Source organism: Pseudomonas akapageensis (genome assembly GCF_011355085.1).
GTDB classification, from domain to species: Bacteria; Pseudomonadota; Gammaproteobacteria; order Pseudomonadales; family Pseudomonadaceae; genus Aquipseudomonas; species Aquipseudomonas akapageensis.
The window spans coordinates 25,657-52,194 of record NZ_VXCP01000028.1 but is presented as its reverse complement, the minus strand read 5'-3'; the positions used below and the strand labels follow the sequence as shown (position 1 = coordinate 52,194).

The following is a 26,538-nucleotide window of genomic DNA, read 5'->3' as shown; positions in this document are numbered from 1 at the left end:
GTGTCGCCTGCATCATTTGGGAGGAGAGTGAAATGCTCAAAGCTTCAGATGTCGTAGTGCAATGCCTCGAGAATGAGGGCGTGAAGTTTGTGTTCGGAATTCCTGGCGAAGAGAACCTGGATTTACTTGAATCGCTCAGGCGCTCCAACATCAGACTCATACTCACTCGGCATGAGCAATCGGCAGGTTTCATGGCGGCAACCTATGGCCGCCTGACCGGCAAAACGGGGGTCAGTTTATCGACCCTCGGCCCTGGCGCAACCAACCTGGTCACTGCAGGGGCCTATGCCTACCTGGGTGGGATGCCAATGCTCATGATTACCGGGCAGAAGCCGATCAAAAAGTCCAAGCAGGGTCGCTTCCAGATTCTTGATGTTGTGGGAATGATGGCTCCGCTGACCAAATACACCCACCAACTGGCCTCAGCGGACAACATCCCGTCTCGGATTCGCGAAGCCATCAGACTGGCCGAGGAAGAGAAGCCTGGAGCCGTTCATCTCGAACTCCCCGAGGATATCGCCGCCGAGCACACCGACAGCACACCGATCCCGCCCAGCCTCTCACGACGCCCTGTGGCCGAACACAAATCAATCGCAGCAGCGGTGTCAAAAATCGAAGCGGCGAAACATCCCATTCTGGTGATCGGCGCCGGAGCCAATCGCAAGATGACCGCCCGGGTTCTTCTCCGGTTTATTGAAAAGACGGGCCTGCCGTTCATCACGACGCAGATGGGCAAGGGCGTCGTTGACGAACGCCACCCTCGTTTCCTGGGCAACGCCGCACTTTCTTCCGGTGACTTCGTGCACCGGGCGCTTGAGTCTGCAGATTTGATCGTGAACGTTGGCCATGACGTCATTGAAAAACCACCCTTCTTCATGGCTCGAGGGGGTACCGAGGTCATCCATATCAACTTCCGATCCGCAGAAGTTGACCCGGTTTACTTTCCTCAGATTGAGGTAGTCGGTGATATCGCCAACGCGGTGTGGCAGATCGGCGAAGCGATCACCAACCAGCCCCATTGGGATTTCGAGCGAATTCTGACCATTCGAGAGGCCAACGAAGCCCAGACTGCCGAAGGTGCCGATGACGCCCGCTTCCCGATTTATCCGCAGAGAATGGTTGCCGATCTGCGCAAGGCCCTGCCTTCTGAAGGCATCATCGCGCTGGATAACGGCATCTATAAAATCTGGTTTGCGCGCAACTACAAAGCCCATATGCCCAATACCGTCCTGCTGGACAACGCATTAGCCACCATGGGGGCCGGGCTGCCCTCAGCGATGGCCGCCCGCCTTGTGTATCCAGACAAGCCGATTGTTGCCGTGTGTGGCGATGGCGGCTTCATGATGAACAGCCAGGAGCTTGAAACCGCCGTCCGGCTGAAGATGAACCTGATCGTCATCATCCTGCGTGACGACGGTTACGGCATGATCCGCTGGAAACAATCCCAGATGGGATTCGATGACTTCGGGCTCGACTACGGCAACCCTGATTTCGTCATGTATGCCAACAGTTACGGGGCCAAGGGGCATCGCGTGGAAAGCGCGGAAGGCTTTTTGCCCTTGATCGAGCGGTGCATGGTGGAGCCGGGTGTTCACGTGATCGACTGCCCGATTGACTACTCAGAAAACGATCTGATCCTTAACAACGAGTTGAAGCGAAGAAGCGCTTTGGTATAGGCCATCGACTCGTCTGGTAAAAGGGGCTCGGTACCCGCGAGCTCCCGTTTTGCCGCCGCCGGTTTGCTACCTCATCGCTCACTTTTCATGAACAAAGGTGCTAATGCCCCTTTTGCGCTTGTAACTATTCGCTCTTTTAACGCTCTATAATAGAAACAAGGTGGTATCCCACCCGTTTTGCGTGGGAGATACAGCGATGATGTCGCACAACTCCGGGGCCCAACCCCAGAACCGCACGCCACAATCCATCGGCTTTCTGCTGCTGGATAATTTCACGCTGATTTCCCTGGCCTCGGCGGTCGAGCCGTTGCGCATGGCCAACCAGCTATCGGGTCATGAGCTGTATCGCTGGTCTACGTTGACCGTTGATGGCGGTCAGGTGTGGGCCAGTGACGGCCTGCAAATTACCCCCGACGCCGCCATGCACAAGGCCCCGCCCCTGGACACTGTGATCGTCTGCGGTGGCATCGGTATTCAACGCACCGTTACCCGTGAACATGTCATCTGGCTACAGAGTCAGGCGCGTCAGTCCAGGCGCCTCGGCGCGGTGTGCACCGGCAGTTGGGCATTGGCCAGCGCCGGTTTGCTCGATGGTTTCGATTGCAGCGTGCACTGGGAATGTCTGGCCGCCATGCAGGAAGCCTTCCCGCGGGTGGCCATGAGCACCCGGCTGTTCACCCTCGACCGCAACCGTTTCACCAGCTCCGGTGGTACTGCGCCGCTGGATATGATGCTGCACCTGATCAGCCGCGATCACGGTCGTGAACTGGCGGCGGCGATCTCGGAAATGTTCGTCTACGAGCGCATCCGCAACGAGCAGGATCACCAGCGCGTGCCACTCAAGCATATGTTGGGTACCAACCAGCCCAAACTGCAGGAAATCGTCGCGCTGATGGAAGCCAACCTTGAAGAGCCGATCGACCTGGATGAATTGGCCGTGTATGTCTCGGTTTCGCGTCGCCAGCTGGAGCGGCTATTCCAGAAATATCTGCACTGCTCACCGTCACGCTACTACCTGAAGCTGCGCTTGGTGCGTGCGCGGCAGCTGCTCAAGCAGACACCCATGTCGATCATCGAAGTGGCGTCTATCTGTGGCTTCATATCCACGCCACACTTTTCCAAGTGCTACCGCGAATACTACGGCATTCCGCCACGCGACGAGCGCGTAGGCTCCAATACCGCAGAACAAGTGGCGATGATTCCGTTGCCACAAGCCCTGGTGCTGTCGCCGTTGTCCAGAGCGTTGTTGACGCTCGGCCAGGCCCGCAACGAATCGACCTTTGCCAGTGTCCGGCTATAGATTCCTGGCGCGCTGGAATCTGAGGTAGCGATTAGCACCTCCGAGCCCCCTCCATGCTGATCACCACCGACAACCGGGCTATAAACTGTCGATATGCGCTATTGACGCTTCACTACAATTCAATATGATTAACTTTCAATCATAGTGAATCGTAGTGACCTGAAGTAAATTACCCAGGAAGGTTCGGCAAACCACTCCAGTCCCTTGACTCCAGTGGCTGTGCTACACGAAAGCCTGCGGCCCTACGCAAAACAGGACTGACCCCATCATGGCAACTACAGCAAAAACCCGATCCGTTACAGCTCACGTCCCAGTGCAACTGGCCGAGAAGGTCGATTTGATGGCTGAACGCCTGGAACGGTCCAAGAACTGGATCGTGAAACAGGCTTTGTCGGCCTGGATAGATCAGGAAGAAGAACGCAGCCGCCTGACCCGGGAGGCGCTGGCCGATGTGGACGCTGGCCGCGTAATCGACCACCAGGCCGTTCAGGCATGGGCCGAAAGCCTGAGTACTGACACCCCGTTACCGGTTCCGCGCTGATGGAGTTGAAGTGGACAAGCAAAGGCCTCAGCGACTTGACCAGACTCTACGATTTCCTCGCTGCGGTGAACCAACCTGCAGCAGCAAAGACAGTGCAACAACTCACCTCCGCGCCGACTACGCTCCTGACCAACCCACGCATTGGCGAGCGGCTGGAAGAGTTTGAACCGCGTGATGTGCGCCGGATTCTGGTCGGGCATTACGAGATGCGCTACGAAATTGTTGGCTCTACCATTTACCTGCTGCGCTTGTGGCACACCCGCGAGGATCGCTGATACCGACGCCCCTCATGCCGAAGCAGTTGCAGCTGCCTCTTCCCTCGACCGCAAGTTCTCATACAAAAAACCCATCAGTTGCGCGGCCGCCGGCGACAGGCTGCGCCCTTTCCTGCACAAGATGCCGATCTGACGCTCGACCTTGGGCTGTGACAGCGGCAGGAACACCAACTGCTCGTTGCCGGCCGGAAACGCCAGGTACGGCAGCGTGGTGATGCCGATGCCCTCTTCGAGCATGGCGATCAGGGAAATCATGTTGGAGACGAACAGCAGGCTGCTGTCGAGCAAGCCCGCCGCTTCCGTGCCTTCGAGCAGGCGCGAGGTGCCGTTGCGCACCAGGGGCCAGGATTGCAGGCTGGACCAGTGCAAGGCGCCACCGGTCGCCGCCAGGGGATGATCGCGGCGGCACACCACCCCCACTTGATCGCTGAGCACGGGCCGGAATTCGATGTTCTCGTCGGGCATCCACAGGCTGCTGATGGCAAAGTCCACCTGCCCCTGGGCCAACAACTGCTGCACGCTGTCGGCATTGCCGTCCTGGATGCTGATCTGCACTTTCGGGTGGTCGCCAACGAAGCGCGCCAATAGATGCGGCAACAGTCGGCTGGCCACCGACGGCACGGTGGCAATGCTGACCTGCCCGATTTCATGCCGTGCCAACAGGGTGACCTCCTGGGCGATACGGTCATGATGATCGAGCAAATCCTGAAACAACGGCAGGCAGTGCTCGCCAAACGGCGTCAGATCCGCCCTGCCACCTTTTTCGAACAAGGGCTGGCCAAGCTTTTGCTCCAGCTCGCGGATCGCCAGGGACAGCGCAGGCTGGGTACGGCACGCCTGCCTTGATGCCCCGTGGAAACTCTTGAGCTTCGCCACGAGCACGAAATAGCGCAACTGGGTGATTTTCAACTCGGGGAGCATGGTAAGTTTTCCTTATCAAATCATTTTTATTATTAATTTTTATTTATTCAGTATTACTCCCAAGATGAGAACCACGCAATCGGAGGTTCTCATGACACAGCAACCGTACAACAACTACATTGCCGGTAACTGGTGCGAAGGCCAGGGCGTCATCGCCAACCACAGCCCTTCGGACGTCCATGACGTCATCGGCCACTATTGCCAGGCCAGCGCCGAGCAGACCGCCGACGCCATCACCGCTGCCCGTGAGGCTCAGCCGCAGTGGGCCGCCAGCGGCCTGGAACAGCGCCAACAGGTGTTGATGGCCATTGGCGACGAGTTGATCGCCCGCAAGGAAGAGCTCGGCCGCCTGCTCTCGCGTGAAGAAGGCAAACCGCTTAACGAAGGCATTGGCGAGGTCAATCGCTCCGGTCAGTTCTTCCATTATTACGCCGCCGAAATCCTGCGCCAGATGGGCGAGACCGCCGCATCGGTGCGCCCGGGCATCGACATCGAAGTGGTACGCGAGCCGGTCGGCGTGGTCGGCATCATCACGCCGTGGAACTTCCCCATGGCCACGGCCGCCTGGAAAATCGCCCCGGCCCTGGCCTTCGGCAATGCCGTGGTGTTCAAGCCGGCCAACCTGGTACCGGCAAGCGCCTGGGCACTGACCGAGATCATCAGCCGCCAGGCGCTGCCGGCCGGCACCTTCAACCTGGTCATGGGCAGCGGCGCCAGCGTTGGCGAAACCCTGATCCACTCCCCCGACATCGATGCCCTGACCTTCACCGGCTCGCTGCCGACCGGGCGCAAGGTGGCCGTTGCCACCGCCAGCAACCTGGTGCGCTGCCAACTGGAAATGGGCAGCAAGAACGCCCTGGTGGTACTGGACGATGCAGACCTCGAAATTGCCGTGGAATGCGCACTCAACGGCGCGTTCTTCGGCACCGGGCAAAAATGCACGGCGTCCTCGCGGCTGATCGTCGAAAAAGGCATTCACGACCGTTTTGTCGCCGCCCTGACCGCGCGCATGCGCCAGCTCAAGGTCGGCCACGCCCTGGAAGCGGGTGTGCAGATCGGTCCGGTGGCCGAAGCACGGCAACTGGAGCAGAACCTGCAGTACCTGCAACTGGCCCAGGAAGAAGGCGCCACCCTGGTCGAAGGCGGCGAGCGCCTGGCCCTGCAGCCTGAAGGCTTCTATATGCGTCCGGCGCTGTTCGTCGATAGCCACAATCAGATGCGCATCAACCGGGAAGAAGTGTTCGGGCCCATCGCCTGCGTGATCAAGGTCGATGACTACGAGCAAGCCCTGGCTGTGCTCAATGACACCGAATACGGCCTGACCGCCGGGATCATCACCCAATCGTTGCGGCACGCCAGCGACTTCAAGCGCCGCGCGCGCACCGGCTGCGTGATGGTCAACCTTCCCACCGCCGGCACCGACTACCACGTCCCGTTCGGTGGTCGCAAAGCCTCGAGCTTCGGCCCCCGCGAACAAGGGCAATACGCCCGCGACTTCTACACCGTGGTCAAGACCACCTATGTGCGCCCCTGAAGTGGAGACCGCCATGCACGACTTACTGATGATCGATGGCCTGCAGTACTCCAACTGGAGCCCGGAGATTTTCCGGCAGATGCAGGCCGGTGGCCTGAGTGCGGTGCACGCCACCATCGCCTACCACGAGAATGCCCGGGAAACCCTGTCGCGGATCGGCGAGTGGAACCGCCGCTTCGAAGCCTGGCCTGAGCTGATCCGACCGGTACGCGATGCCGCCGACATCCGCAGGGCCCACGCGGAAGGACGGGTCGGTGTGTTCTTCGGTTTCCAGAACTGCTCGCCGATCGAAGATGACATCAGCCTGGTGGAGGTCTTCCGCCAGCTCGGGGTCTTCATCATGCAGCTGACCTATAACAACCAGAGCCTGCTGGCCAGTGGCTGCTACGAAAGCGAAGACAACGGCATCAGCCGCTTCGGCCGCCAGGTGATCAGCGAGATGAACCGCGTGGGCATGCTCATCGACATGTCGCACAGCGCCGAACGCAGCACCCTGGAAGCCATCGAGCTGTCGAGCCGGCCGGTGATCGTCTCCCACGCCAACCCGTCGAGCTTCCACGCCGCCAGGCGCAACAAATCCAATGCCGTACTTCGCGGCATCGCCGAATCCGGTGGCCTGCTCGGTTTCAGCACCTACCCCTTCCACCTCAAGGGCGCTTCACAGTGCACCCTTGAAGACTTCTGCGACATGGTCGCGGCCACCGCCGAGTTGATGGGTGTCGAGCACATCGGCATCGGCACCGACCTGTGCCAGCAGCAGCCGCTGCAGGTGCTGGAGTGGATGCGCAATGGTCGCTGGAGCAAGGACAAGGACTACGGCGAAGGTTCGGCCGACAACGCCAACTGGCCTGCGCCCCTGCAATGGTTCCGCGACAGCCGCGATTTCCCTGTGATTGCCCGGGGCCTGCAAGCCCGCGGCTTCGCCGACCATGAGGTACGCAACATCATGGGCTTGAACTGGCTGCGCCTGCTGGAAACCGCCACCACTGCACAAGCCTGACCATCGACACCACCGTGAGGACAGCATGAAAAACAACAACAATCGCCCCTCGTCCCTCTCCCCGTCCGGAGTCGGCCCGCGCACCGCTGCTGTGCAGGTTAAAATGCACACTCTGGAGGCCTCATGAAAACGTCCAGCACGCTTCAAGCCGATAGCAAACCCTTGAGCCTTGCAGCTCGGCAAGAGATCGACTGGCCGCTGTTTCTCATCAGCGGTGGCTTCCTCGGTGCCTTCCTGATTGCGGCCCTGGTCGACATCACCACCGTGTCCAATCTGGTCAACACCCTGTTCGCCTGGTCCACGAAGTTCTTTGGTCTGTACTGGCAGGTCCTGATGCTGCTGACCTTCCTGGTGAGCCTCGGCATTTGCTTCTCCAAATGCGGCCGCGTGCGACTTGGCGGCGTCAACCAACGGCCGGACAGCAGCACCTTCAACTGGATCGCCGTGATCATGTGCGCCCTGCTCGCCGGTGGCGGTGCATTCTGGGCGGCGGCCGAACCGCTGATGCATTTCGCCAGCCCGCCTCCCCTGTTCGCCGGCATGCAGCCGAACACCGAAGCCGCCGGCATCGCCGCACTGGCCCAGTCGTTCGTGCACTGGGGTTTCCTGGCCTGGGCCGTGCTCGGCAGCCTGCTGGCGATCGTGTTGATGCACCTGCATTACGACAAGGGCCTGCCGCTGGCACCCCGCACCCTGCTCTACCCCTTGTTCGGCCAGCGTGCGCTGGATGGCCCGATCGGTACCCTGGCCGATGCCACGTCGATCATCGCCGTGGTCGCCGGCACCATCGGCCCGATTGGCTTCCTGGGCCTGCAGATCAGCAATGCCCTGCATGCTGTCTGGGGGCTGCCGAACGACATCTTCACCCAGTCCGTGACCATTATCCTGGTGACGGTGATGTACACCACCTCGTGCCTGGTCGGGCTCAAGGGCATCCGCTTCGTCAGCGAAATCAACGTCTGGTTGATGATCGGCCTGGCCGTCTTCATGGTCGTGTTCGGGCCGACGATGTTCATCCTCGGTGGTTTTCCCAGCGCGTTCGCCCTGCACCTGGAACACTTCATCCCGATGACGATGTTCCGCGCCGACACCAAATGGCTGGACTGGTGGACGGTGTTCTACTGGGGCTGGTTCATCGGTTACGCGCCGATGGTAGCGCTGTACGTGGCCAAGATCTCGCGAGGGCGCACCATCCGTGAAGTCATCATGACTCTGTCGATCATTGCCCCGATCGTGACCATGTTCTGGTTCACTGTGGTCGGTGGCAGCGGCATCGGCCTGGAACTGCAGACACCCGGCAGCGTCACGGCCCACGGTACCCAACCCGAAGCCCTGCTGCTGGGCGTGACCCAGAACCTGCCGATGGGCGGCCTGATCTCGGCGCTGTTCCTGTTCCTGAGCTTCATTTCGGTGGCCACCAATGGTGACGCCATGGCCTTCACCGTGGCCATGGCCATGTCGCGCAACGACAAGCCCAAGGGCTGGCTGCGCGCCTTCTGGTGCATCGGCATGGGCCTGGCCGCCGTGGTGCTGATCACCATCGGCTCAGGCGGCGTCACAGCACTGCAGTCCTTTATCGTCATCACGGCGGTGCCCGTGTCCCTGTTGATCCTGCCAGCGCTTTGGGATGCCGTGCGCATTGCCCGGCACATGGCCCGTGAGCAGGCGGTCTGATCATGAATCGTTCAGGAGTAGCAAGCATGCCATCCACCCAGCACACAGGCCTGCGGCCCGCCGCCCAGGTCATGGACCTGGACCGCCTTGGCAGTCATTTCCAGAGTCGCCTGAGCTTTGTGCGCAGCAGCATGCGGCGGATGATGAACGAGCGCTGGCACATCCAGCGCACCTGCTTCGACCTCGATGCCGAAGGCTACGGCACGGCCATCTACCGCATCGAGACCGCCACCCAGCGCTATCACTGCGTGATCTTCTCCATGTACCTGCCACCGGAAAAGCGCAGCGACCGGGTGATCGCCGACCAGTGGGACGTCACCTTCGCCCTGCTTGCCGGCGATGTCGACGGCGCACAACTGGCCGACCTGCGGCGCAACGTGCCGCTGCAGGAAGCCGGCCGCTTCGATGCCCGGGTGCTGGTGCTGTCACGGGCCAATCGCAGCCTGCGCAACTTCGACCGTTTCGTCGAAGCCCTGGCCGAAGGGCGCCAGCCGCAGCCGACACAACTGGCCGAGGTGGGCTACCTGTATCGCACCACGGCCGTCTACGGCAATGGCAAGTTCGGCATCGCCGACTTCAGTTGCCTGCAGGACAATGCCGATTTCAACCAGCCGTTCAGCGCGCAGATGTTCACGGTCTACCTGCTGCGCCACTTCAGTATCGAGCAGATCGAACACATGGCCCGGGCGCGCGCGCCCCAGCGCGCCGTCGGGCTGGACGCTGCCCTGCAGCGCTACCTGGGTGTCGGCAATTCCACGGGGCTGGGCATGGCGCCCTTTCTGATCAACCACCCACAATTGGTCGAACAGTGGGTATGGGCCAGGGAAACCGCCCTGGCACAGGTCACTGCACAGCCTGCCGACCTGCCCCGGCGGCAACGCTTGCAGGTGCTGCTCGAACGGGCGCAACGGCACCTGGAGCAAACCACTACCGAGGACCAACGCCAAAGCGCAGCCGATCTGCGCACCCTGGCCGACCTCGAACACTTGCGCCAATGGCTCGGCTGCCAGCCCTTGAGTGATGCGCTATGGCAGCAGGTGCGGGAATGGAGCGAGGAGCATGCCGGCCTGGGTTGCCAGGAGTTGCTGGTCAGCCTGTTGCTGGAATTGTATCCGCAGCTGGTCGACCCGTTGGCCGCGCAAATGGACGTCACAGAAGGCTTTCGCCTCGATGCCCAGATGCCGCTGCATGAGCTGCGCGCCGTGATCGAAACCCGGTACCGCTGGGCCCTGGACTACAATCTGGAGAGAGCCGAGGCCAATCACTTTTTCTGGTATCGCTCGGCGGAGAAAGAAGAGCCGCGCCTGGGTGAACGTGCACAGGAACCCGGTGCCGAGAAGGAAATGCAGTTGGGCATCGCCCGTAATATCCAACGGTGCCATGGCGCCCTGCTGCACCACCTGGAACAGCACCCGGACCACCTGACGGCGCATTTTCTGATCGCCGAACCGCGCTATAAGGGCACTGTCTGCCGCTTGCAAGGCATGGCCCGTGGCGTCTATGGGGAAATCCGCGCCAACTTGCTGGATCGCGCCATGCTGCCGATCCACCTGCTGCGCTGCAAGCTGGCGTTCTTCGGTGCCGGCAAGTTCGACCCCAAGTCCAGCCGCTGGGTGCGCATCACCCTGTTCCAGGGCGCGCCACTGGTCAGCGACATCGGCCAACCTTTCGATGACGACTGGAACTTCGCCGTCATGCCGCAACTGGCAGCACCCGCTGGAGAACTCTGAAATGCGCGTATCGCTCAATGAAATCCAGGTTGTCTGCCGCAAGGCGTTCGAAGGCATCGGCTTCGCGCCGGGGGATTGCGACGACGCCGCGCAAATGATCGCCTGGTTGCAACTGCAAGGGCTCGACGGTATCGGCACACTGAACAAGGCCCTGCTGTTTCTCGAGACGGAAACCGACCGGCCGTTCAACACCTGCTATGAAGATGCCGCGCAGCTGACCCTCGATGCACACGGCCAGAGCGTGTTGCGTTGCGCCGCCCAGGCGGTCGAACTGGGCATCGCCAAGGCCTTGCATACCGGCTCGGCGTCGGTGCGCATCCGCCATTGCCACAACCGCTTGCTGTTGCTGGGTTACCTGGCGCGCTGTACCGACCAGGGTCTGAATTTTTGTGTCCATTGGCGCGATGCCCAGCGGCAATGGCTGGCGACCTTCGGTGCCGGCCAAAGCAGCCCGAGCTTGCAGGTCCACACGTCTGTACAGCCGGCCCAGAGCGATGAGCAAAGCATCAACGTGCTGATATCCCAGCACTTCCAGCTACTGCCCGCCCCCAACGAACCCGCGGCCGCACCCGACCTGAGCCTGGACTGGAAAATCCTCGCCGAGACGGCAGACCGGCAGCGCTCCACGGGCCTTGAAGTCAATGCCAACGTGTGGGCCGCCCTGAAGAAGCTGGGGGACCGGGTACTGGTGGAAAGCACCGAAGAATCCCGCCGGCGCGGCGCCGGGGAAGGCAGCGACGCCACTTAGCAGCGCCTGCAAGCACTTCGCATCACGTTCATTCTCGAATCAGCTCTCTAATCAGGAAGCAGTCTCCATGAAACACGCCATCAAAACCGACCTCTTCGCCTCGCGCGCGCCCCTGGAGTGGGCCGTGGTCGGCAACGGCACGCTCTACACCGCGCAAATCCCCATCGACCGGCAAGGCCAGGTGGTGGCGGGTGGCATCGAAGCCCAGACCCGCCAGACCCTGGACAACCTGCGCCACACCCTGGAAGCGGCCGGCAGCACCCTGGATGCCGTCACCCAGGTGCTGATCTATGTCACCGACCGCAGCTACCTGGCCACGGTCAACGCCCTGTACACCGAGTACTTCCAGGCCCCCTACCCCAACCGCGCCGCCATCGTGGTCGCCGGGCTTGCCCGGGAGGAAATGCTGGTGGAGCTGGTGGTTTACGCCTGTATTGTTCAGACGGACCGCTTCGTCAGTATCGCTGGCAAGCCAGCTCCCACAGAGGATTTTCACTGATCATAAATGACTGGCTAGACACAAACTCTGTGGGAGCGGGCTTGCCCGCGATGTATCACTGCGGTGTTTCAGACATACCGCGTAGTCTGCATCGCTGGCAAGCCAGCTCCTACAAAGAATTGTGTGGTCACGAACGTCACTATTAACCGAAGGTATTACCCGCCAGCATCCCCCCATCCACAATGAACTCGGAACCGGTGCAATACGTGGATTCTTCGGATGCCAGGAACAACACCAGGTTGGCCACTTCATCGGGGCGGCCGATACGCGGGATTGGTAGACCGCGGTAGATCGACGTCGAGTCGAAATCGGCAAACTCCGGCGGTCGCGCCATCGCCGTGTCGATGCCGCCCGGGTGTACGGAGTTGACCCGGATGTTGTGGCCGCCGAACTCCAGCGCCGCAGCTTTGGTCATGCCTCGCACGGCGAACTTGCTGGCAACGTAGGCCGAACCGCCCGCAACCCCCTCCATACCTGCAGTCGAGGAAACGTTCACGATCGAGCCCCTGCCCGCTTCCTTCATCGCCGGCAGCACCGCTTTCATGCCCAGCCAGCAGCCCACCTGATTCACTTCGATGACCTTGCGGTAGTCCTCAAGAGAACAGGCTTCAATGGGCGCAAGCTTGAGGATGGCGGCGTTGTTGACCAGCACGTCGAGCGTGCCGAAGCGCGCCTGCGCCGCACGCACCGCTGCGCTCCAATCCTCGGGGCAGGTGACGTCCAGGCGCTGGAACATCGCTGCCTCGCCCAGCTCGGACGCCACCCGCTGACCGTCTTCGACCAGCACGTCGGCGATCACCACGCGCGCGCCCTGGGCCACGAACAGACGAGCTTCGGCCTCGCCCTGGCCCCGGGCGCCGCCGGTAATCAATGCCACCTTGCCTTCCAATCGCTTCATTGTGCTACTCCTCAGAAACAGTGATGGCTAGACGCCGTACCCGCCGTCGACGGAAAGTGTTTGCCCGGTCGTGTAGAGCGCCCTGTTCGACGCGAGGAAGGCGACCGCGCTGGCCACTTCCTCTGCTTGCCCCCAGCGTTTGAGGCACAGATTGCGGTGCACGGCGGCCTCCCACTGTTCATCGAAGGTGCCGTCTTCCCAGAGACGCAAAAAGATGCCGGTGTTGATGACGCCAATGGCGACGCTGTTGGCGCGAATACCAAAACGCCCTTCTTCCTTGGCAATGCCCTTGAGCAGTGAATCGATGGCCGCTTTCGGGGCAACCGACAGCACATCGCCCTCCGGCCAGCGATGCAGCCCCGCGGAGCTGACATGCACGTAGGAGCCGCCGCCATTTGCCTTGAGATGGGGCAGCGTGGTCTGGACGATATTGAAGAAGCCGTTGAGGTCGGCGTCGATCACCGCCCGCCAGTCCTCCACGCTCAAATCACGAATTTTGGGTTGCGAGATATCGGAACCTGCCGCGATGACCACGGTGTGCACGCGCCCCTCATCGAGAATGGTCTCGATCACCCGACGCGCGCCGTACACATCGCTCATCGACAGCTGACAAGCCCGTGCGCGCCGGCCCAGCGCCTCGACCTTGGCCACGACTTGCGCAGCCCGTGCCTCATTGCGGTGGTAGGTCAGGAAGACGTCGGAACCGAGCTCGGCAAAGCGTGTGCAAATCGCTTCACCCGCACCGCCGCTGCCACCGACCACCAATACCGCGCCTTGCGGAAACTCCGTTTGCATCGCTGTCATTGAAGATCACTCCGATCATTCAGTGGGCGTGACGCCCGAGATGTGTTTGGCCGCCTGATAGGCAAAGGTCATCGATGGACCCAGTGTCGAACCCGGCCCCGGATACGCGGGCAGAATCGCCGCTGCACAGTTGCCCGTGGCGTACAGGCCCTGGATCGGCTCGCCTTGCTCGTCCCGGACCTGCGCGTTGGTGTCGATGTCCAGGCCACCATTGGTGCCAAATTCGCCGAGATAGATCCGCACCGCGTAGAAGGGCCCGCGGCGAATCGGCGCCAGGCACGGGTTGGGCTTGACCGCCGGATCTGCGTAGTAACGGTCGTACTCGCTGTCTCCTCGACCGAACTCTTCGTCCTTGCCCGTGGCCGCGAATCGATTGAAGCGTTCTACCGTCGCCGCAAGTCCCGCAACATCAATGCCGACCTTGAGCGCCAGGGCGTCGAGGGTGTCGGCTTTGGTGAGGAAGGTCTCATCGAAATAGGCTTTGGGAATGCGTCGGTCGGGCATCAATTTCGAAGAAAGGATGGGACTGACGATGTAATTTTCCCGGAAGTCGGCATCGAAGATGATCCAGAGATGGCTGGTGTCGGTGCCCGCCTGATGCAGGCGATGACATTCCCGAACGTACATCTGGTAGTTCATCGATTCATTGGCGACACGCTTGCCGCGTTTCTCCACGACAATGCTGCCGGGATACGACTTCTCCATGATCGACGGGTAAGGATACGGGATACCCGGCACGCGGAAGGTCGGTACCCACCACGCACCGTGCATGCGCGCCAGGCGCGCACCACGCCGGTTGGCGATCTCGATCGGCAGGCCGCGGTTGCCCTTGTGCGTGGTGGTCCAACTGGTGTGCGTGGGTGCAGGCAAGTGAGTTTCGCGCATGCGCTGGTTGTGCTCGAAACCACCCGAGGCCAGCACGACGCCGCGCCGGCACTCGATGGTCCGCTGGCGGCCTGCGGTCTTCACGATAACGCCGGTGACCTTGCCCTGCTCCATCACCAGGTCAATCATCTCGGTGTTCAGGTCGAGCGGGAGCTTGCGGTCCTCCATCGACCACAACAGGCGTGCAACGCCGGCACTACCGCAGGTGGCGCGGCGCGCGCGGCGGGTGCGCAGGCGTTGGGGCAAGTCGAGGAAATACTGCACCAGGAGCTTGGCCGCCAACAGCCGCCAACCCGGCGCCTGCACGTTGAAGACGTGTGCCTCGGTCTGGGTCATGGGTACGCGGCCGAGAATCTTCAGGATGGGGTGATGATCGCGCAGGTACTGACCCCGGCGCCGAAGCCTGGTGATATCCATCGGTTCGGGTTCAATGGAGCGATGCCCCGTGCGCGAGCCCGGGAGCGTGGAGAAGTAGTCGGGATAGTGCGCGAGCGACCGGTAGCGCATGCGGGTACGCCCATGCAGGAAGCGCAGCATCTTCGGCGCGTTCTGCAGGTAGGTTTCGATCATCTCGCGCGGCACGGTGCCTTCCGGATCGGTCGCCAGCACATACGCCAGGGCGTCGTCGTAACTGTCCTGAATACCTTCGGCTTCAGCATAGGGATTGCCGGGAATCCAAACGCCACCTCCGCTCAACGCGCTGGTACCACCGGCCTGGTCGGATGACTCCACGACCAGAACGTCCTTGACGCCCATTTCGTAAAGGCAGAGTGCGGCGGCCAGTCCGCCATTGCCCGACCCCACGACCACCACATCACAGCTTTCTGTCCAGTTCATTGGCACCTCCCCGTTAAGGCATCAGTTGGGCGATGCTGGGCCCGGGGAAGTAACAGGTCTGGTAGCTGGGCGGACAGTAATAGGCAATGCTCATTTGCGCTGGCAATGGGCGCGCCAACAGGCCGGTATAGGCGGCGCCGAAGGCGCAGAGGGACAAGAGGAGGAAGCATTTTTTTCTTGTTTTCATGGTCGGTCCACTTCAGACGAGGGAATGACTGTCATGAATGCAAGACTAAAAACGCCTGCGAAATTGTGCTTCGTCCGAGTGGACTAGGGTTTTGTTTCTGCTGATGGGCAGCTCAAGGCGAACTGGCACAAAAAAACTCTATTGGTTGATGCAGGACCTTGTGGGAGTGGGTCTTGCCCGCGATCCAGACGCCGCGGATTACCTGGGACACCGGCGTGAATTCATCGCTGGCAAGCCAGCTCCCACAAGGAATCGCGTGTCTATTCGGCCGGGTCGAGGGGCGATGCCAACGCCTTTTTTACGCACTCGAGCAGCTGCCGTCAGGCTGCACTGGAGCCCCGCAGTGGCTCCCAGGCGATCTCGCCTGCTGCGCAGCTTTGGCGCTTGCGCCAACCCAAATGGGGTGGTGTTTACCCCGGTCAATGCTGCTCACAATCGTCGATTGCCGCCATCCCCCATCAGAATCGACGAGGAACTGGGCATGACCATCCCGACACACCCGCGCACGACACGCAAGCTGATGCATACCCGCCAGGTGACCTGCTGCGGTTATGAACGCAGCGATGGCCTGTACGAAATCGAAGGCCGCTTGCACGACAGCAAGGCATACGACTCGGTAATGCTCTTCAAGGACCTGCCAGCAGGCGAGCCCGTCCACCAGATGCGCCTGACCCTGGTGTTCGATCTGGATATGGTGATTCATGAACTCGAAGCCTGCACCGAAGTCGGCCCTACGCCCTATTGCGCCGAGGTCAATCCGGTGTATGCCAAATTGGTGGGGCTGAAGATCGGCCCGGGCTTCAAGAAGCGCGTGTTTGAACGAGTGGGTGGCAGCCTGGGTTGCACGCACCTGACCGAATTGCTGGGGCCGATGGCGACCACGGCCTTCCAGACCACATTCTTCGTCGAGCGCGAACCCCGGGAGCCAGGGCAGGACAGTGAATCAAATCGCCCGCAGCCCAAACCCTGGATCATCGGTACCTGCCATGCCTATCGCCCCGACGGCAAATTGGTCCGGATGGCATGGTACCGGGCGCGACGATCAACGATGCGGTGCTTGCCATGATCGGCGGCGCCATGCGCCGGTACTTGCTGGCCAAGGATGAACTGCCGGAGAAATCTCTGGTAAGCATGGCGCCGGTCAATACGCGCCAGGAAGGGGACGAGCGCTCCACCAACTCGATTTCAATCCTCAGGTTCCCCCTGGGCACCCAGATTGAAGACCCACTCGAGCGTTTGCAGGCAGTAAAGCTCGCCACCACCGAATGCAAGGCGATCCAGAATGCAATTGGCGCACAGGAACTGACCAACCTGCAAAAGTTCACCCCGCCGGCGACCCTGGGCCTGGCCGGTCGCCTGGCTGCGCTGACCGGAGGCGGCGGCAAGGGGCCTGTCTTGCTGCACAACTGCATGGTGACCAATGTCCCCGGCCCTAACGTTCCACTCTATCTGCTCGGGGCAAAGCTGGTGCACTGGGGTGGCATGGGCCCTCTGGCCGATGGCATGTCGCTGATCTGGAACCCCACCAGCTACTGCGACAAGATGTTCATCTCGCTGACCAGCTCACCGAACATCGTTCCCGACCCGGATTTTCTCGCGCGCTGTTTGCTGGAGTCCTATGAGGAAATGAGTAGCGCGGCAGATCAGGCTACAGCTGTCGCCAAGCCAACCAAAGGAACACCCAGGAAACGAGCGCCAAAGGCAGCCGCAAACCCTACTTGACTACATCGTCAAGGCATCATCGGCGACGACCCTGTTTCGGCCATTCTGTTTGGCCGCATACAGGCGTCGATCCGCCTTGGCGATGAGTTCCTCCAGATTGGCAGCACCATCGGCGTTGAACTCCGCAACGCCGATCGAGACCGTCAGCCAGATTTCCCTGGAGGGAGCGCTCGTCAGCATCGTTGCCGCATCTGGCAGGCAGACCGATTGTTCGATGCCCAGGCGCAATTTCTCGGCGATTTCGACTGCCTTCACGCTCGTTGTGTCCGGCAGCACGAAGCAGAACTCTTCGCCGCCATAGCGCGCAACGAGGTCTTGCGGGCGCACCAGGGCCCGGCATAGCGTGGCCAGGTGCTTGAGTACCTCATCCCCGGCCGAATGGCCCCAGTTGTCATTGATGTTCTTGAACTTGTCGATATCGAGCATCAGCAACGCAATGGGATGTTCACCGCCAAATCGTCTGACCATCCCCTTGAAGTCCATTTGCAGGCGACGTCGATTGGCCAATTGGGTCAGCGTATCGACCAGGCCCAGCTCGCGCAGTTGCGCATTGAGCGCCATCTGGCGAGTGAGCAGGAGGTCGACGATGAACAGGGTCATGACCAGCAACAAACCCAGCGATATCCAGATGCAGACGAATGCCGTGCTGAACTGGGAGATGACGCGCCAGCGTATGGTGTCTGCCGGGATATGGTCGACAAGCATCAAACCGGCTTCCGGCAGCTCCCGATACAGGACGTAGTCGTCAGCGTCATGCAAGGCGCCGACCTTGGTCTGGAACAACCCGGGCAGGGTCAGTCCTGGTAATTGCGCGGGCAATGTCGTGAGCCAATTGCCGTCTTGCTTGATAAAGGTTTCTTCGTTGGAAGCGATCAATGTGCCGCGTGCGTCCAGCAACGCATGCCTTTCTTCGGGAAGTGACGATGCAATCAGGTAGCTCTGCAGCCGTTCCTGCGGAAAGCCGAAGACTATGGCGCCGCGTACCGCACCCGTGGACATGACTGGAGAGATCAGCATCAGATAAGGGCCGGTGGCCAGGTGGCGGGCCTCGATGGTCAGGAAGGCGACATCGAAATCCGCCACTTGCCCTGCCCTTGCCTGCGCAAGCCATGTCGCACTGAATTCGTTCAGGACAGGCTCCAGTTTGTCATCGGCGATGGGCGGATAAGCGACGACCACACCTGTGGTCGAGATGAACGCCGCACGCGCCAGATCCGGGCTGGTCTGATACTGGGCAGGTAGTAACTGACTCAGGACACGCGACAACATCAGGTCCTGCTTGAGCGTCCTGGCGTCACGGGAAAAGCCGGGGATGCTGGCCAAGGGCTGATCGCCAAGGGCGCGTATCGGGGCATTGGCCAATGGGCCTTGCAACCCCCATGTTGGCATCTGTCGGGCTTGCAATGCGTTTTTCAGGGCCTCGTCGATGGTCGCCGATACCGAGTCGTTCTGCACATCGGCGAGAATGTGCTCGGCAGAGTCCCGCAGAAAACGCAAGCGCTGCTTGGCGCCATGGAAGGCGGCATCGATGACAAGGGCCTGCAGGTGCAAATGATGCTGGCGATCATTGACCTGGCGTTCACGGCCCAGCCAGTACTGCCGGCCGGCAAGCACGAGGGTGATTGCGAACACCACGGCAAAACAGACAAATACCGTCTGCCGCGGATGGGCAATGGCCAGCCGCAAAAAGGTGCGAAATCCCCAAAACGGTCGGAACCGGTTGTGCATGCCCACCTCCGGACAGTGGATGGTCAAGAGTGTAGCTCGGGGGCACACTCCCCGATTGAAGGGGGTGGGGCTTTTCAAGCCAACGCTATGATCGGTGCGTACTCAACGTTCAATGGAGGGCAACATGCAGACGAAACAAGGGCCGTTGGCCGGCATCAAGGTTGTCGAAATCGCAGGTCTTGGGCCAGGGCCCTTCTGTGGAATGCTGCTCGCCGACCTGGGCGCCGATGTGGTGCTCAGTGCCAAGGCCGGCGGCCAGTTGCCCAATGAGCGCGGCCAGAGCGGGCTCGACGGTCCGCACTGGTACAACACCTACCTGTGCGCCGATGGCAATTATGTCTCGGTCGGCTCGCTGGAACCTCGTTTCTATGCCCTGTTGCGGGAGAAACTGGGTCTGGGCGACGATCCGGAAACCGCCAACGGCTACAACCCGAAAAAATGGCCGCAACTGCGCGAGAAGTTCGCCGCGATCTTCGCCCAACGCACCCGCGCGCAATGGTGTGAAGTCCTCGAGGGCACCGACGCCTGCTTCGCCCCGGTGCTGAACCTGGACGAAGCAGCAGACCACCCTCACCTGCGCGCCCGCAATGTGTTCGATCGCGAAAGCGGCATGCTCCAGGCCAACCCCGCACCCCGCTTCTCCGGCACACCGGCGGCCCGGCCGGGCCCGCTGCCCAAACGCGGGGAACATACCGAGGAAGTGCTGCGTGAGTGGATCGGTTGATCATCATCGGCGCCCGGCGGTGAAATCACCTCGTTAACCTCGTTCCCACGCTCTGCGTGGGAATGCCTCTTGCGACGCTCTGCGTTGCCTTCCGCCAGGTCGACGCGGAGCGTCTGACACTGCGTTCCCACGCGGAGCGTGGGAACGAGAATCGAAGCAATCTCAACGTCTTTGCTGGCGGAACTCACGCGGGCTGAGCCCGGTCCAGCGGCGGAAGGCACGGGTAAACGAACTGGCCTCGGTGTACCCCAGCCCCAGAGCGATATCGTTGACACTGCGCGATGAGTTTTCCATGTACTCCAACGCCTTGGCGATGCGGATCTCCTCGACTAGCGCGTTGAACTCCAGGTCCTGCTCCTGCAAGCGCCGCTGCAACGTCCGCGGGCTGAAACTCAACTGTTTGGCGATCGCATCGAGCCCGACATGGCCAGCGCGCAGATTGCCGGCGATAGCCTGGCTGATGCGTGCCGTGAGGTCGGTGTCGGCCAGGCGCTTCTTGCGCTGCTCTTCCAGAAACGGCTGCAACGCCTGGAACAGACGCTCGTCGGCCGTGACCAACGGCTCCTCCAGGATTCTGCCCGGCCAGACCATCGCATTGATGGGTTGGCTGAACCGCAAAGGGCATTGGAAAGCCTGTTGGTGGGGGCTGATGTCGGCAGGCTGTGGGTGGGCGAAATCGACCCGCAGCGGCGCGAATTTATTGTCGGTGACGGTGCACAGGGTGGTGTAAAGCCCGGCCATGGCAAACTCGGCATCCTGTCGCCGCCGCGTGATACTCGGGTCAGTTAGTTGGTAGTGGACTTCCACCCGTCCGCCGCGCAGGCACCAGGTCAGTTCGTTGGCGTGCGCATGCACCACCAGATAGCGCGCGACAAAGTTGAGCATCTCGCGAACGTTGGCGGCGCTGCGTGCCGCATGTCCGAATGCCCCCAGATAACTGCCCGTGTTCGATGAGTTAAGCTGTCCCAGGCCAAGGCGAAGACCCAGGCAGGGATCGATGTTTTCGGCGGTGGTTTCCAGAAGATCGATGTAACTGCCCAAGGGCAGCTCTTTGTCCGCATGGTCGACCACATCCGGGCTCAAACCGACTGACGCAAGGAATGGCCGGAAGATTTCGCTGTGCCGCTGCAACAGCGTCTCACTGAAAACCGTGTAGTTGGCATGAGACATGGTGATGCGCCCCCTTGCTCAGGTGCCTTGATGCTCGAGCCATTACACCCCATACCTCGCCGCTTCACTACCCCTAAATAAGAGGGGGCTCCCTGCTGCTGCATCCGTGGACACTTACCGACGCTGGCGCCAGATGTGAGATTGCGTGGCGCCGTTGAGCGATTCATGGCGAGCCCACCTCTGTCACCTTTGTGCCCTGAACGCCCGCGGGCGATGACAACAACAAAAGAGGTGGGGTAATGACGGAACGTGAAGTGGGTAGCGCAAGCGGCGTCAGCCGGCGCAAGTTTCTGCGTGATGCCGGGGTCGTCGGCGCGGCCGGCGCGGCGGTTGCGGTCGGTGCGGCCCAGGTTGGCGGCGTGCAGGCGCAGGAAAAGGGCGACAGCTGCAAGACGGCTGGCTGCGACTACGACGTCGTGGTCATCGGTGGCGGCTTCGCTGGCGTGACGGCAGCCCGCGACAGCAGCAAGCACGGCTATAAAACGCTGTTGCTGGAGTCGCGCAATCGCCTCGGCGGACGCACGTTCAGCAGTGAATTCGCCGGCCACAAGATCGAACTGGGCGGAACCTGGATCCACTGGACCCAACCCTTCGTCTGGGGCGAAGTGGAGCGCTACGGCCTGCCCCTCAAGGAAACCCCCGAACATCACGTCGCGGGCAAGGACAGATTGTCGGTGATCCACGAGGGCAAGCACATCGAGCTTGCCGGCGCGGAGCTCAAGAGTGCGGTCGAGGGCATCTATGCCTATTTCGCCGAGGGCCGCAAGCTCTGGGAGCGCCCTTACGACGCCAAGTACACCTGGGACCAACTCAGCGCCGTGGACGGGATGAGCGCGTCCGACCGCTACGCGCAAGTCACCCTCACGCCCCTGCAACGCACTGTGGTCGATGCCTACATTGCCGGTATCGCCCACACCACCAGCGACAAGGCCTCCTATGCCGACGTCCTGCGCTGGTGGTCCCTGCCGGGCTGGGAGATGTCCCAATTCAGCGATTCCCTGGGTCGCTACACCTTCAAGAACGGCACCGTCAGCCTGATCAACGCCATGATCGACGACGGCAAGCCCGAAGTACGCCTGTCGACCCCGGTGGCCAAAGTCGAAGACAAGGGCGACCGCGTATTGATCACCACCCAACAAGGCGACACCATCGTGGCTGGCGCCGTGATCGTTGCCGTGCCGATGAACGTGCTGCCGCGCATCGCCTTCTCCCCTGCCCTGGACCCGGCCCTGATCGCCGCGGCCAAGGAAACCCACACCGGCAGCGGTATCAAGGTGTTCGTACGGACCAAGGGCAAACTGCCTGTCGAAGGCAGGTACCTGGGCATCGCCGACTCGCACCAACCGCTGAGCCTGGTGACCACCTACGCCAAGGCCGACGATCACACCATTTTCGCCTGCTTCGGCAGCGATCCGCAGAAGCTCGACGTCCAGGACCGCGACGCCGTGCAGCAGGTCTTCGAAAGCTTCTTCCCGGGTATCGAAGTGACCGAATGCTACAGCTACGAATGGACGCTCGACCCCTATGCCCGTGGTACCTATTGCAGCTACCGGCCGAACTGGCTGGGCAAGTACTACGACCACTTCCAGAAGGATCGCGGTCGGGTGATCTTCGGCCAGGGTGACCATGGCGAAGGCTGGCGCGGCTTCATCGACGGTGCGATCAGTGCCGGTGGCAAGGCGGCAGCGCGCACGCAGAAATTGCTGGGCTAAGCATTACGTCCCGCGTGCCGTGCGTTCGACGAGTCGTCTTGCGTGCACTGGAGGCGATTCGAGCCGCGCATCGGCAGCGGGATCCTACCGATCCCGAGGAACGTCGATGAAACACATAGCATCCATTGCTGCGCTCTGTGCAGCGCTGCTCAGCGCGCCGCCACCTGCCCTGGCGCAGGCGGCCAATCCGAACATTGTCGTCATCCTGATGGACAATCTCGGCTACGGCGAACTGGGCGTGTACGGGGGCGGCATCCTGCGCGGCGCGCCCACACCGCGCATCGATCAGCTGGCGGCCGAAGGCGTGCGCCTGACCAACTTCAACGTCGAGGCGCAATGCACCCCTTCCCGTTCGGCCCTGTTGACCGGGCGCTACTCCATACGCTCGGGCACCTACAAAGTGGTCGGCGGCGGTGCGCCGGATGGCTTGACCCAATGGGAAGTCACCCTGGCCGAGCTGTTGTCCGATCGGGGCTACGCCACCGGCATCTGGGGTAAATGGCACCTCGGCAGTAACGAGGAGCGTTTCCCTACCCATCAGGGCTTCGATGAATGGTACGGGGTTGCGCGGACCTACGACGAAGCGATGTGGTCGGCGGCCGATGACACCCAGGACATGTGGCCAGCAATCGGTCGCAACCAGGGCTGGGATGAATCGATAGCGCCAGCGCCCTATATCCTTGAGGCGCGCAAGGGCGAACCGGCACACAAGGTGGCCAGGCTGGACCTGGCAGCCAGGCGCACGCTAGACGCGCAAGTCGCAAACCGCGCGGTGGACTTCATCAAACGCAATGCCCAGGCGAACAAACCCTTCTTTGCCTATGTCCCCTTCTCCCTGGTGCATATGCCAACCCTGCCCAACCCCGAGTTCGCCGGCAAGACCGGCAATGGCTCCTGGGCCGACGCACTGGCCGAAATGGATCACCGCACCGGGCAGATTCTCGATGCCATCAAGGCCGTGGGCATCGAAGACAATACCGTAGTGATCTTTGCCAGCGACAACGGCGGCGAGGCGACCTATCCCTGGCAGGGCGCCAATGGCCCCTGGCGCGGCAGCTACTTCACTGCCATGGAGGCGAGCCTGCGTGCGCCTTTCATCATGCGCTGGCCAGGCAAGACGCCACCGGGCCGTGTCAGCAACGAGATCGTGCACATCACCGACCTGTACACCACCCTCGCCCACCTGGCCGGTGCGCAGGTGCCACAGGACCGCCCGATAGACGGTGTGGACCAGTTGGAATTCCTCGAGGGCAAACAGGAAAAATCCAACCGCGAAGGTTTCCCGGCCTATGTCGCCGACCGGCTTTCAGCCGTCAAATGGCGCAACTGGAAACTGCACTTCATCTGGCAGGAAAACATGTACGACCCGCCGCAGACACTGCCGGTGGCGAAGGGGATCAACTTGCTGACCGACCTGCGCGAGGAGCATGACGTCCTTGCGCAGAACTCCTGGATCGTTCGTCCCATGCTCAAGATCGTCAGCGACCTCAAGGCCAGCCTCAAGCAATACCCGCCCATCGAAGCCGGCACACCGGATCCCTACACCCCAGCGAAATAACCCTGCCCCGACGCCAACCAGGCTTGCAAGCCTTTGGTTGGCGTTTTTTCACCCCGCCTCGGAATTGGCGCCGAAAGCTAGAAACGCTGTCGCCATCCAGCGATTCACGCCCCCCCTCGAACTGACACCTTTAGCTACCTGCTCCGCGATGGCAGCAGGAAAGGGTTAGCAGTGAGAACAACAATGCAAACAACGATTCGCAGACTGGCGCTGACCGCCGCATTGAGCGGGTTTGGCCTGGCCAGCGCCACCAGCTACGCCGAGTGCGATGTCGGCGCCGGCAAAGAAGTGTTCCAGACCAAGTGCAGCGCTTGCCACGCCCTCAACCAGACCCGGGTTGGCCCCAAATTGGGCGGTGTCGTCGGTCGACCGATGGGCTCGGTGCCGGGCTTCACCTATTCGAGCGATCTGGCCGGCGCCAAGGCCATCTGGAACGTCGAGCAACTCGATGAGTTCCTGACGGCGCCAGCGAAGAAATTCCCCGAAACCGCCATGGCCTTCGGTGGCCTGCGCAAGACCGAGGACCGCCAGGCCGTGCTGTGTTTCCTGCAGACGCAGCGCTGACACCGGACGCCTGACAAGACAGCACGACCTCCAACACAACAACAAAATAACAAGGACCACACAGTGCACAGCAAAGCATTCAATCGTTGCCTGTTGGCAGCGACCGTTTCGGTCGCGAGCATGGGCAACGCGTTCGCCATCGACTTCGAGATCGGCGAGATCAAGGGCCAGTTCGACTCATCCCTGTCGGTTGGCGCGAGCTGGGGAACCCAGGACGCGAGCCAGAAACTGATCGATACCACCAACGGCGGTCGCGGCTTCTCCTCCGGCGGTGACGACGGCCGCCAGAATTTCCAGAAAGGCGAGACCTTCTCAAAGATCTTCAAGGGCGTGCATGACCTGCAGCTGACATACGGTGACACCCGCGCCTTCGTGCGTGGCAAATACTGGTACGACTTCGAGCTCAAGGACGAGGACCGTCCATTCAAGCAGATCAGTGACGAAGGTCGCGACATGTCCGCGCGCTCCTCCGGCGCCGAATTCCTCGATGCCTTCATTGCGCAGAAGTACTCCATTGCCGATCGATCCGGCGATGTTCGCCTGGGCAAGCAGGTGGTGAGCTGGGGTGAGAGCCTGTTCATCGGCAACTCGATCAACTCCATCAACCCCCTCGACGTCGCCGCCTTGCGCCGCCCCGGAGCGGAGCTCAAGGAGGGCCTGATTCCGGTCAACATGGTCTATGTATCGCAAGGCTTGACCGACAACCTCAGTGCCGAGGCCTTCTACCAGCTCGAGTGGCAGCCCTACGCCCTGGACAACTGCGGCACCTTCTTCGGCGCCGATCCGATCCCCAAGGGCTGCAACAGGAACTTTACCGCCGGCCTGGCTGAAATCGCGCCGCTTGAGCCGATCGCCGCTGCCGCCGGCCTGCCTTTTGGCTTCAACGGTCGCGAAGGCGTCTTCGTCCCGCGTGAAAGCGATCACGACGCCAGCGACGGCGGCCAGTGGGGCCTGTCGTTGCACTGGATGGGCGATGGCACCGAGTACGGTGCCTACTACATGAACTATCACTCCCGATCCCCTACCCTGGCCCTGCGCCCGGCGACCGGCGTGACCAACTTCATCAACACCGTGCTGCCTGCCAGCGGCCTGCCCGCCGAAGAGCAATTCGCGCTGGGACTGGGAACCGCCGCCGGCAACAGCAGCTACTTCCTCGATTATCCGGAAAACATTCACCTGTACGGCGTGAGTTTCTCCACCACGCTGCCAACCGGCACCGCCTGGAGCGGCGAGATCAGCTACCGGCCCAATGCTCCGGTCACGATCAACAGCGCCGACCTGGGCGGTGGCTTGTTGAACCCGGCGCTCCGCGCCTTGACCGGCAGCAACATCGAACCGACCGTCAATGGTGAAGAAGGACAGGTCATCCAGGGCTATCGCCGCAAGGAGATCACCCAGGCGCAAACCTCCTTCGTGCACATCTTCGACCCGATGCTGGGTGCTGAATACCTGAGCGTCGCCACCGAACTGGGCGTCACCCATATCGGCGGTCTCGAATCCCTCGACACCCAGCGTTACGGCCGCGATTCGGTCTACGGCGACATCAATCAGGGCGGGCGCAACGGTTACTACACCGCAACGTCCTGGGGCTACCGGGCTTACGCCAAGCTGTCTTATCCAAACGTGTTTGCCGGCGTCAACCTGATGCCGAACCTGTTCTGGTCCCACGACGTCGACGGCTATAGCCCGGTATTCAACGAAGGCTCCAAGTCCGTCGGCCTGGGTCTCGATGCCGATTACCGCAACACCTACACCGCCAGCCTCAGTTACACCAATAACTTCGGTGGCGATTTCAACACTTCGGTCGACCGCGATTTCGTGGCGCTGAGCTTCGGTGTGAACTTCTAAGGT

Annotated in this window: 24 protein-coding genes; 17 read left to right on the top strand and 7 right to left on the bottom strand. The window is 61.5% G+C overall.

Going from position 1 to position 26,538, the window contains the following annotated elements; genetic code table 11:
- Positions 1–32: 32 nt before the first annotated feature.
- The 4 genes from F2S13_RS18400 to F2S13_RS18385 all read left to right on the top strand — a co-directional run bounded on the left by F2S13_RS18400 (position 33) and on the right by F2S13_RS18385 (position 3,792).
- Positions 33–1,676 carry an acetolactate synthase large subunit gene (locus tag F2S13_RS18400; RefSeq protein WP_166363353.1) on the top strand — a complete coding sequence of 548 codons (1,644 nt, stop codon included), beginning with the start codon at positions 33–35 and terminating at the stop codon, positions 1,674–1,676.
- A gap of 196 nt (positions 1,677–1,872) precedes the next feature.
- On the top strand, positions 1,873–2,976 hold the full coding sequence (gene gbdR, locus F2S13_RS18395) for a choline metabolism transcriptional regulator GbdR (RefSeq protein ID WP_166363351.1): 1,104 nt from the start codon (positions 1,873–1,875) through the stop codon (positions 2,974–2,976).
- 268 nt (positions 2,977–3,244) lie between these two features.
- The gene (locus F2S13_RS18390; RefSeq protein WP_166363349.1) at positions 3,245–3,517 is read left to right on the top strand and encodes a CopG family ribbon-helix-helix protein; all 273 of its coding nucleotides are present in this window, start codon (positions 3,245–3,247) and stop codon (positions 3,515–3,517) included.
- Positions 3,517–3,792 (top strand): type II toxin-antitoxin system RelE/ParE family toxin, encoded by a 276-nt coding sequence (locus tag F2S13_RS18385; protein ID WP_166363347.1) that lies wholly within the window; start codon positions 3,517–3,519, stop codon positions 3,790–3,792. The genes F2S13_RS18390 and F2S13_RS18385 overlap by 1 nt, the downstream gene beginning before the upstream one ends.
- A 12-nt stretch (positions 3,793–3,804) precedes the next feature.
- Here the strand turns inward: F2S13_RS18385 and F2S13_RS18380 are convergent, their stop codons facing one another.
- On the bottom strand, positions 3,805–4,713 hold the full coding sequence (locus F2S13_RS18380) for a LysR family transcriptional regulator (RefSeq protein WP_166363345.1): 909 nt from the start codon (positions 4,711–4,713) through the stop codon (positions 3,805–3,807).
- A 91-nt stretch (positions 4,714–4,804) separates the two neighbouring features.
- On the opposite strand from F2S13_RS18380, the gene F2S13_RS18375 reads away from it, so the two are divergent.
- The 6 genes from F2S13_RS18375 (at position 4,805) to F2S13_RS18350 (ending at position 11,898) form a co-directional block, all read left to right on the top strand.
- Complete coding sequence (locus tag F2S13_RS18375; RefSeq protein ID WP_166363343.1) at positions 4,805–6,247, top strand: aldehyde dehydrogenase family protein; 1,443 nt, start codon at positions 4,805–4,807, stop codon at positions 6,245–6,247.
- A gap of 13 nt (positions 6,248–6,260) precedes the next feature.
- Positions 6,261–7,247, top strand: coding sequence for a dipeptidase (locus tag F2S13_RS18370; protein WP_166363341.1), 987 nt, complete (start codon positions 6,261–6,263; stop codon positions 7,245–7,247).
- Positions 7,248–7,370: 123 nt separating this feature from the next.
- Positions 7,371–8,921, top strand: a complete 1,551-nt coding sequence (locus F2S13_RS18365; RefSeq protein WP_166363339.1) for a BCCT family transporter — start codon at positions 7,371–7,373, stop codon at positions 8,919–8,921.
- Positions 8,922–8,947: 26 nt separating this feature from the next.
- Entirely contained in the window at positions 8,948–10,651 is a 1,704-nt protein-coding gene (locus tag F2S13_RS18360) for a hypothetical protein (RefSeq protein ID WP_166363337.1), read from the top strand.
- A gap of 1 nt (position 10,652) precedes the next feature.
- Positions 10,653–11,399 (top strand): DUF3726 domain-containing protein, encoded by a 747-nt coding sequence (locus tag F2S13_RS18355; protein ID WP_166363335.1) that lies wholly within the window; start codon positions 10,653–10,655, stop codon positions 11,397–11,399.
- Between the two features lie 67 nt (positions 11,400–11,466).
- A complete protein-coding gene (locus F2S13_RS18350) occupies positions 11,467–11,898 on the top strand; it encodes a RidA family protein (protein ID WP_166363333.1) in 432 nt (143 codons plus the stop codon).
- Positions 11,899–12,040: 142 nt separating this feature from the next.
- On the opposite strand, the gene F2S13_RS18345 is transcribed toward F2S13_RS18350, so the two are convergent.
- The 4 genes from F2S13_RS18345 to F2S13_RS18330 are packed head-to-tail and all read right to left on the bottom strand — an operon-like array spanning position 12,041 to position 15,509.
- A complete protein-coding gene (locus tag F2S13_RS18345) occupies positions 12,041–12,796 on the bottom strand; it encodes a glucose 1-dehydrogenase (protein ID WP_166363331.1) in 756 nt (251 codons plus the stop codon).
- A gap of 27 nt (positions 12,797–12,823) precedes the next feature.
- Positions 12,824–13,600 (bottom strand): SDR family NAD(P)-dependent oxidoreductase, encoded by a 777-nt coding sequence (locus tag F2S13_RS18340; RefSeq protein WP_218583985.1) that lies wholly within the window; start codon positions 13,598–13,600, stop codon positions 12,824–12,826.
- A gap of 15 nt (positions 13,601–13,615) precedes the next feature.
- Complete coding sequence (locus F2S13_RS18335; RefSeq protein ID WP_166363329.1) at positions 13,616–15,322, bottom strand: FAD-dependent oxidoreductase; 1,707 nt, start codon at positions 15,320–15,322, stop codon at positions 13,616–13,618.
- Between the two features lie 13 nt (positions 15,323–15,335).
- Positions 15,336–15,509, bottom strand: coding sequence for a hypothetical protein (locus tag F2S13_RS18330; RefSeq protein WP_166363327.1), 174 nt, complete (start codon positions 15,507–15,509; stop codon positions 15,336–15,338).
- Between the two features lie 481 nt (positions 15,510–15,990).
- Between F2S13_RS18330 and F2S13_RS18325 the strand changes: the two genes are divergently transcribed.
- Both F2S13_RS18325 and F2S13_RS18320 read left to right on the top strand, forming a co-directional pair.
- Positions 15,991–16,575, top strand: coding sequence for a DUF2889 domain-containing protein (locus tag F2S13_RS18325; protein WP_166363325.1), 585 nt, complete (start codon positions 15,991–15,993; stop codon positions 16,573–16,575).
- Positions 16,533–17,231, top strand: coding sequence for a WS/DGAT domain-containing protein (locus F2S13_RS18320; protein WP_246237931.1), 699 nt, complete (start codon positions 16,533–16,535; stop codon positions 17,229–17,231). Before F2S13_RS18325 ends, F2S13_RS18320 begins: the two co-directional genes overlap by 43 nt.
- Here the strand turns inward: F2S13_RS18320 and F2S13_RS18315 are convergent, their stop codons facing one another.
- Positions 17,232–18,959 carry a diguanylate cyclase gene (locus tag F2S13_RS18315; RefSeq protein WP_166363323.1) on the bottom strand — a complete coding sequence of 576 codons (1,728 nt, stop codon included), beginning with the start codon at positions 18,957–18,959 and terminating at the stop codon, positions 17,232–17,234. It lies immediately after the preceding gene.
- A gap of 124 nt (positions 18,960–19,083) precedes the next feature.
- Between F2S13_RS18315 and F2S13_RS18310 the strand changes: the two genes are divergently transcribed.
- The gene (locus tag F2S13_RS18310; protein ID WP_166363321.1) at positions 19,084–19,683 is read left to right on the top strand and encodes a CoA transferase; all 600 of its coding nucleotides are present in this window, start codon (positions 19,084–19,086) and stop codon (positions 19,681–19,683) included.
- A 162-nt stretch (positions 19,684–19,845) separates the two neighbouring features.
- Here F2S13_RS18310 and F2S13_RS18305 read toward each other — a convergent pair whose 3' ends face one another.
- Positions 19,846–20,853 carry an AraC family transcriptional regulator gene (locus tag F2S13_RS18305; protein WP_166363319.1) on the bottom strand — a complete coding sequence of 336 codons (1,008 nt, stop codon included), beginning with the start codon at positions 20,851–20,853 and terminating at the stop codon, positions 19,846–19,848.
- Between the two features lie 239 nt (positions 20,854–21,092).
- Here F2S13_RS18305 and F2S13_RS18300 point away from each other — a divergent pair, with 239 nt between their 5' ends.
- From F2S13_RS18300 to F2S13_RS18285, 4 genes are all read left to right on the top strand, one after another.
- Positions 21,093–22,565 carry a flavin monoamine oxidase family protein gene (locus F2S13_RS18300; RefSeq protein WP_166363317.1) on the top strand — a complete coding sequence of 491 codons (1,473 nt, stop codon included), beginning with the start codon at positions 21,093–21,095 and terminating at the stop codon, positions 22,563–22,565.
- Between the two features lie 106 nt (positions 22,566–22,671).
- Positions 22,672–24,123 carry an arylsulfatase gene (locus tag F2S13_RS18295; protein ID WP_166363315.1) on the top strand — a complete coding sequence of 484 codons (1,452 nt, stop codon included), beginning with the start codon at positions 22,672–22,674 and terminating at the stop codon, positions 24,121–24,123.
- A 183-nt stretch (positions 24,124–24,306) separates the two neighbouring features.
- The gene (locus F2S13_RS18290) at positions 24,307–24,687 is read left to right on the top strand and encodes a c-type cytochrome (RefSeq protein ID WP_166363313.1); all 381 of its coding nucleotides are present in this window, start codon (positions 24,307–24,309) and stop codon (positions 24,685–24,687) included.
- Positions 24,688–24,750: 63 nt separating this feature from the next.
- Entirely contained in the window at positions 24,751–26,535 is a 1,785-nt protein-coding gene (locus tag F2S13_RS18285) for a DUF1302 domain-containing protein (protein ID WP_343047521.1), read from the top strand.
- Positions 26,536–26,538 lie beyond the last annotated feature (3 nt).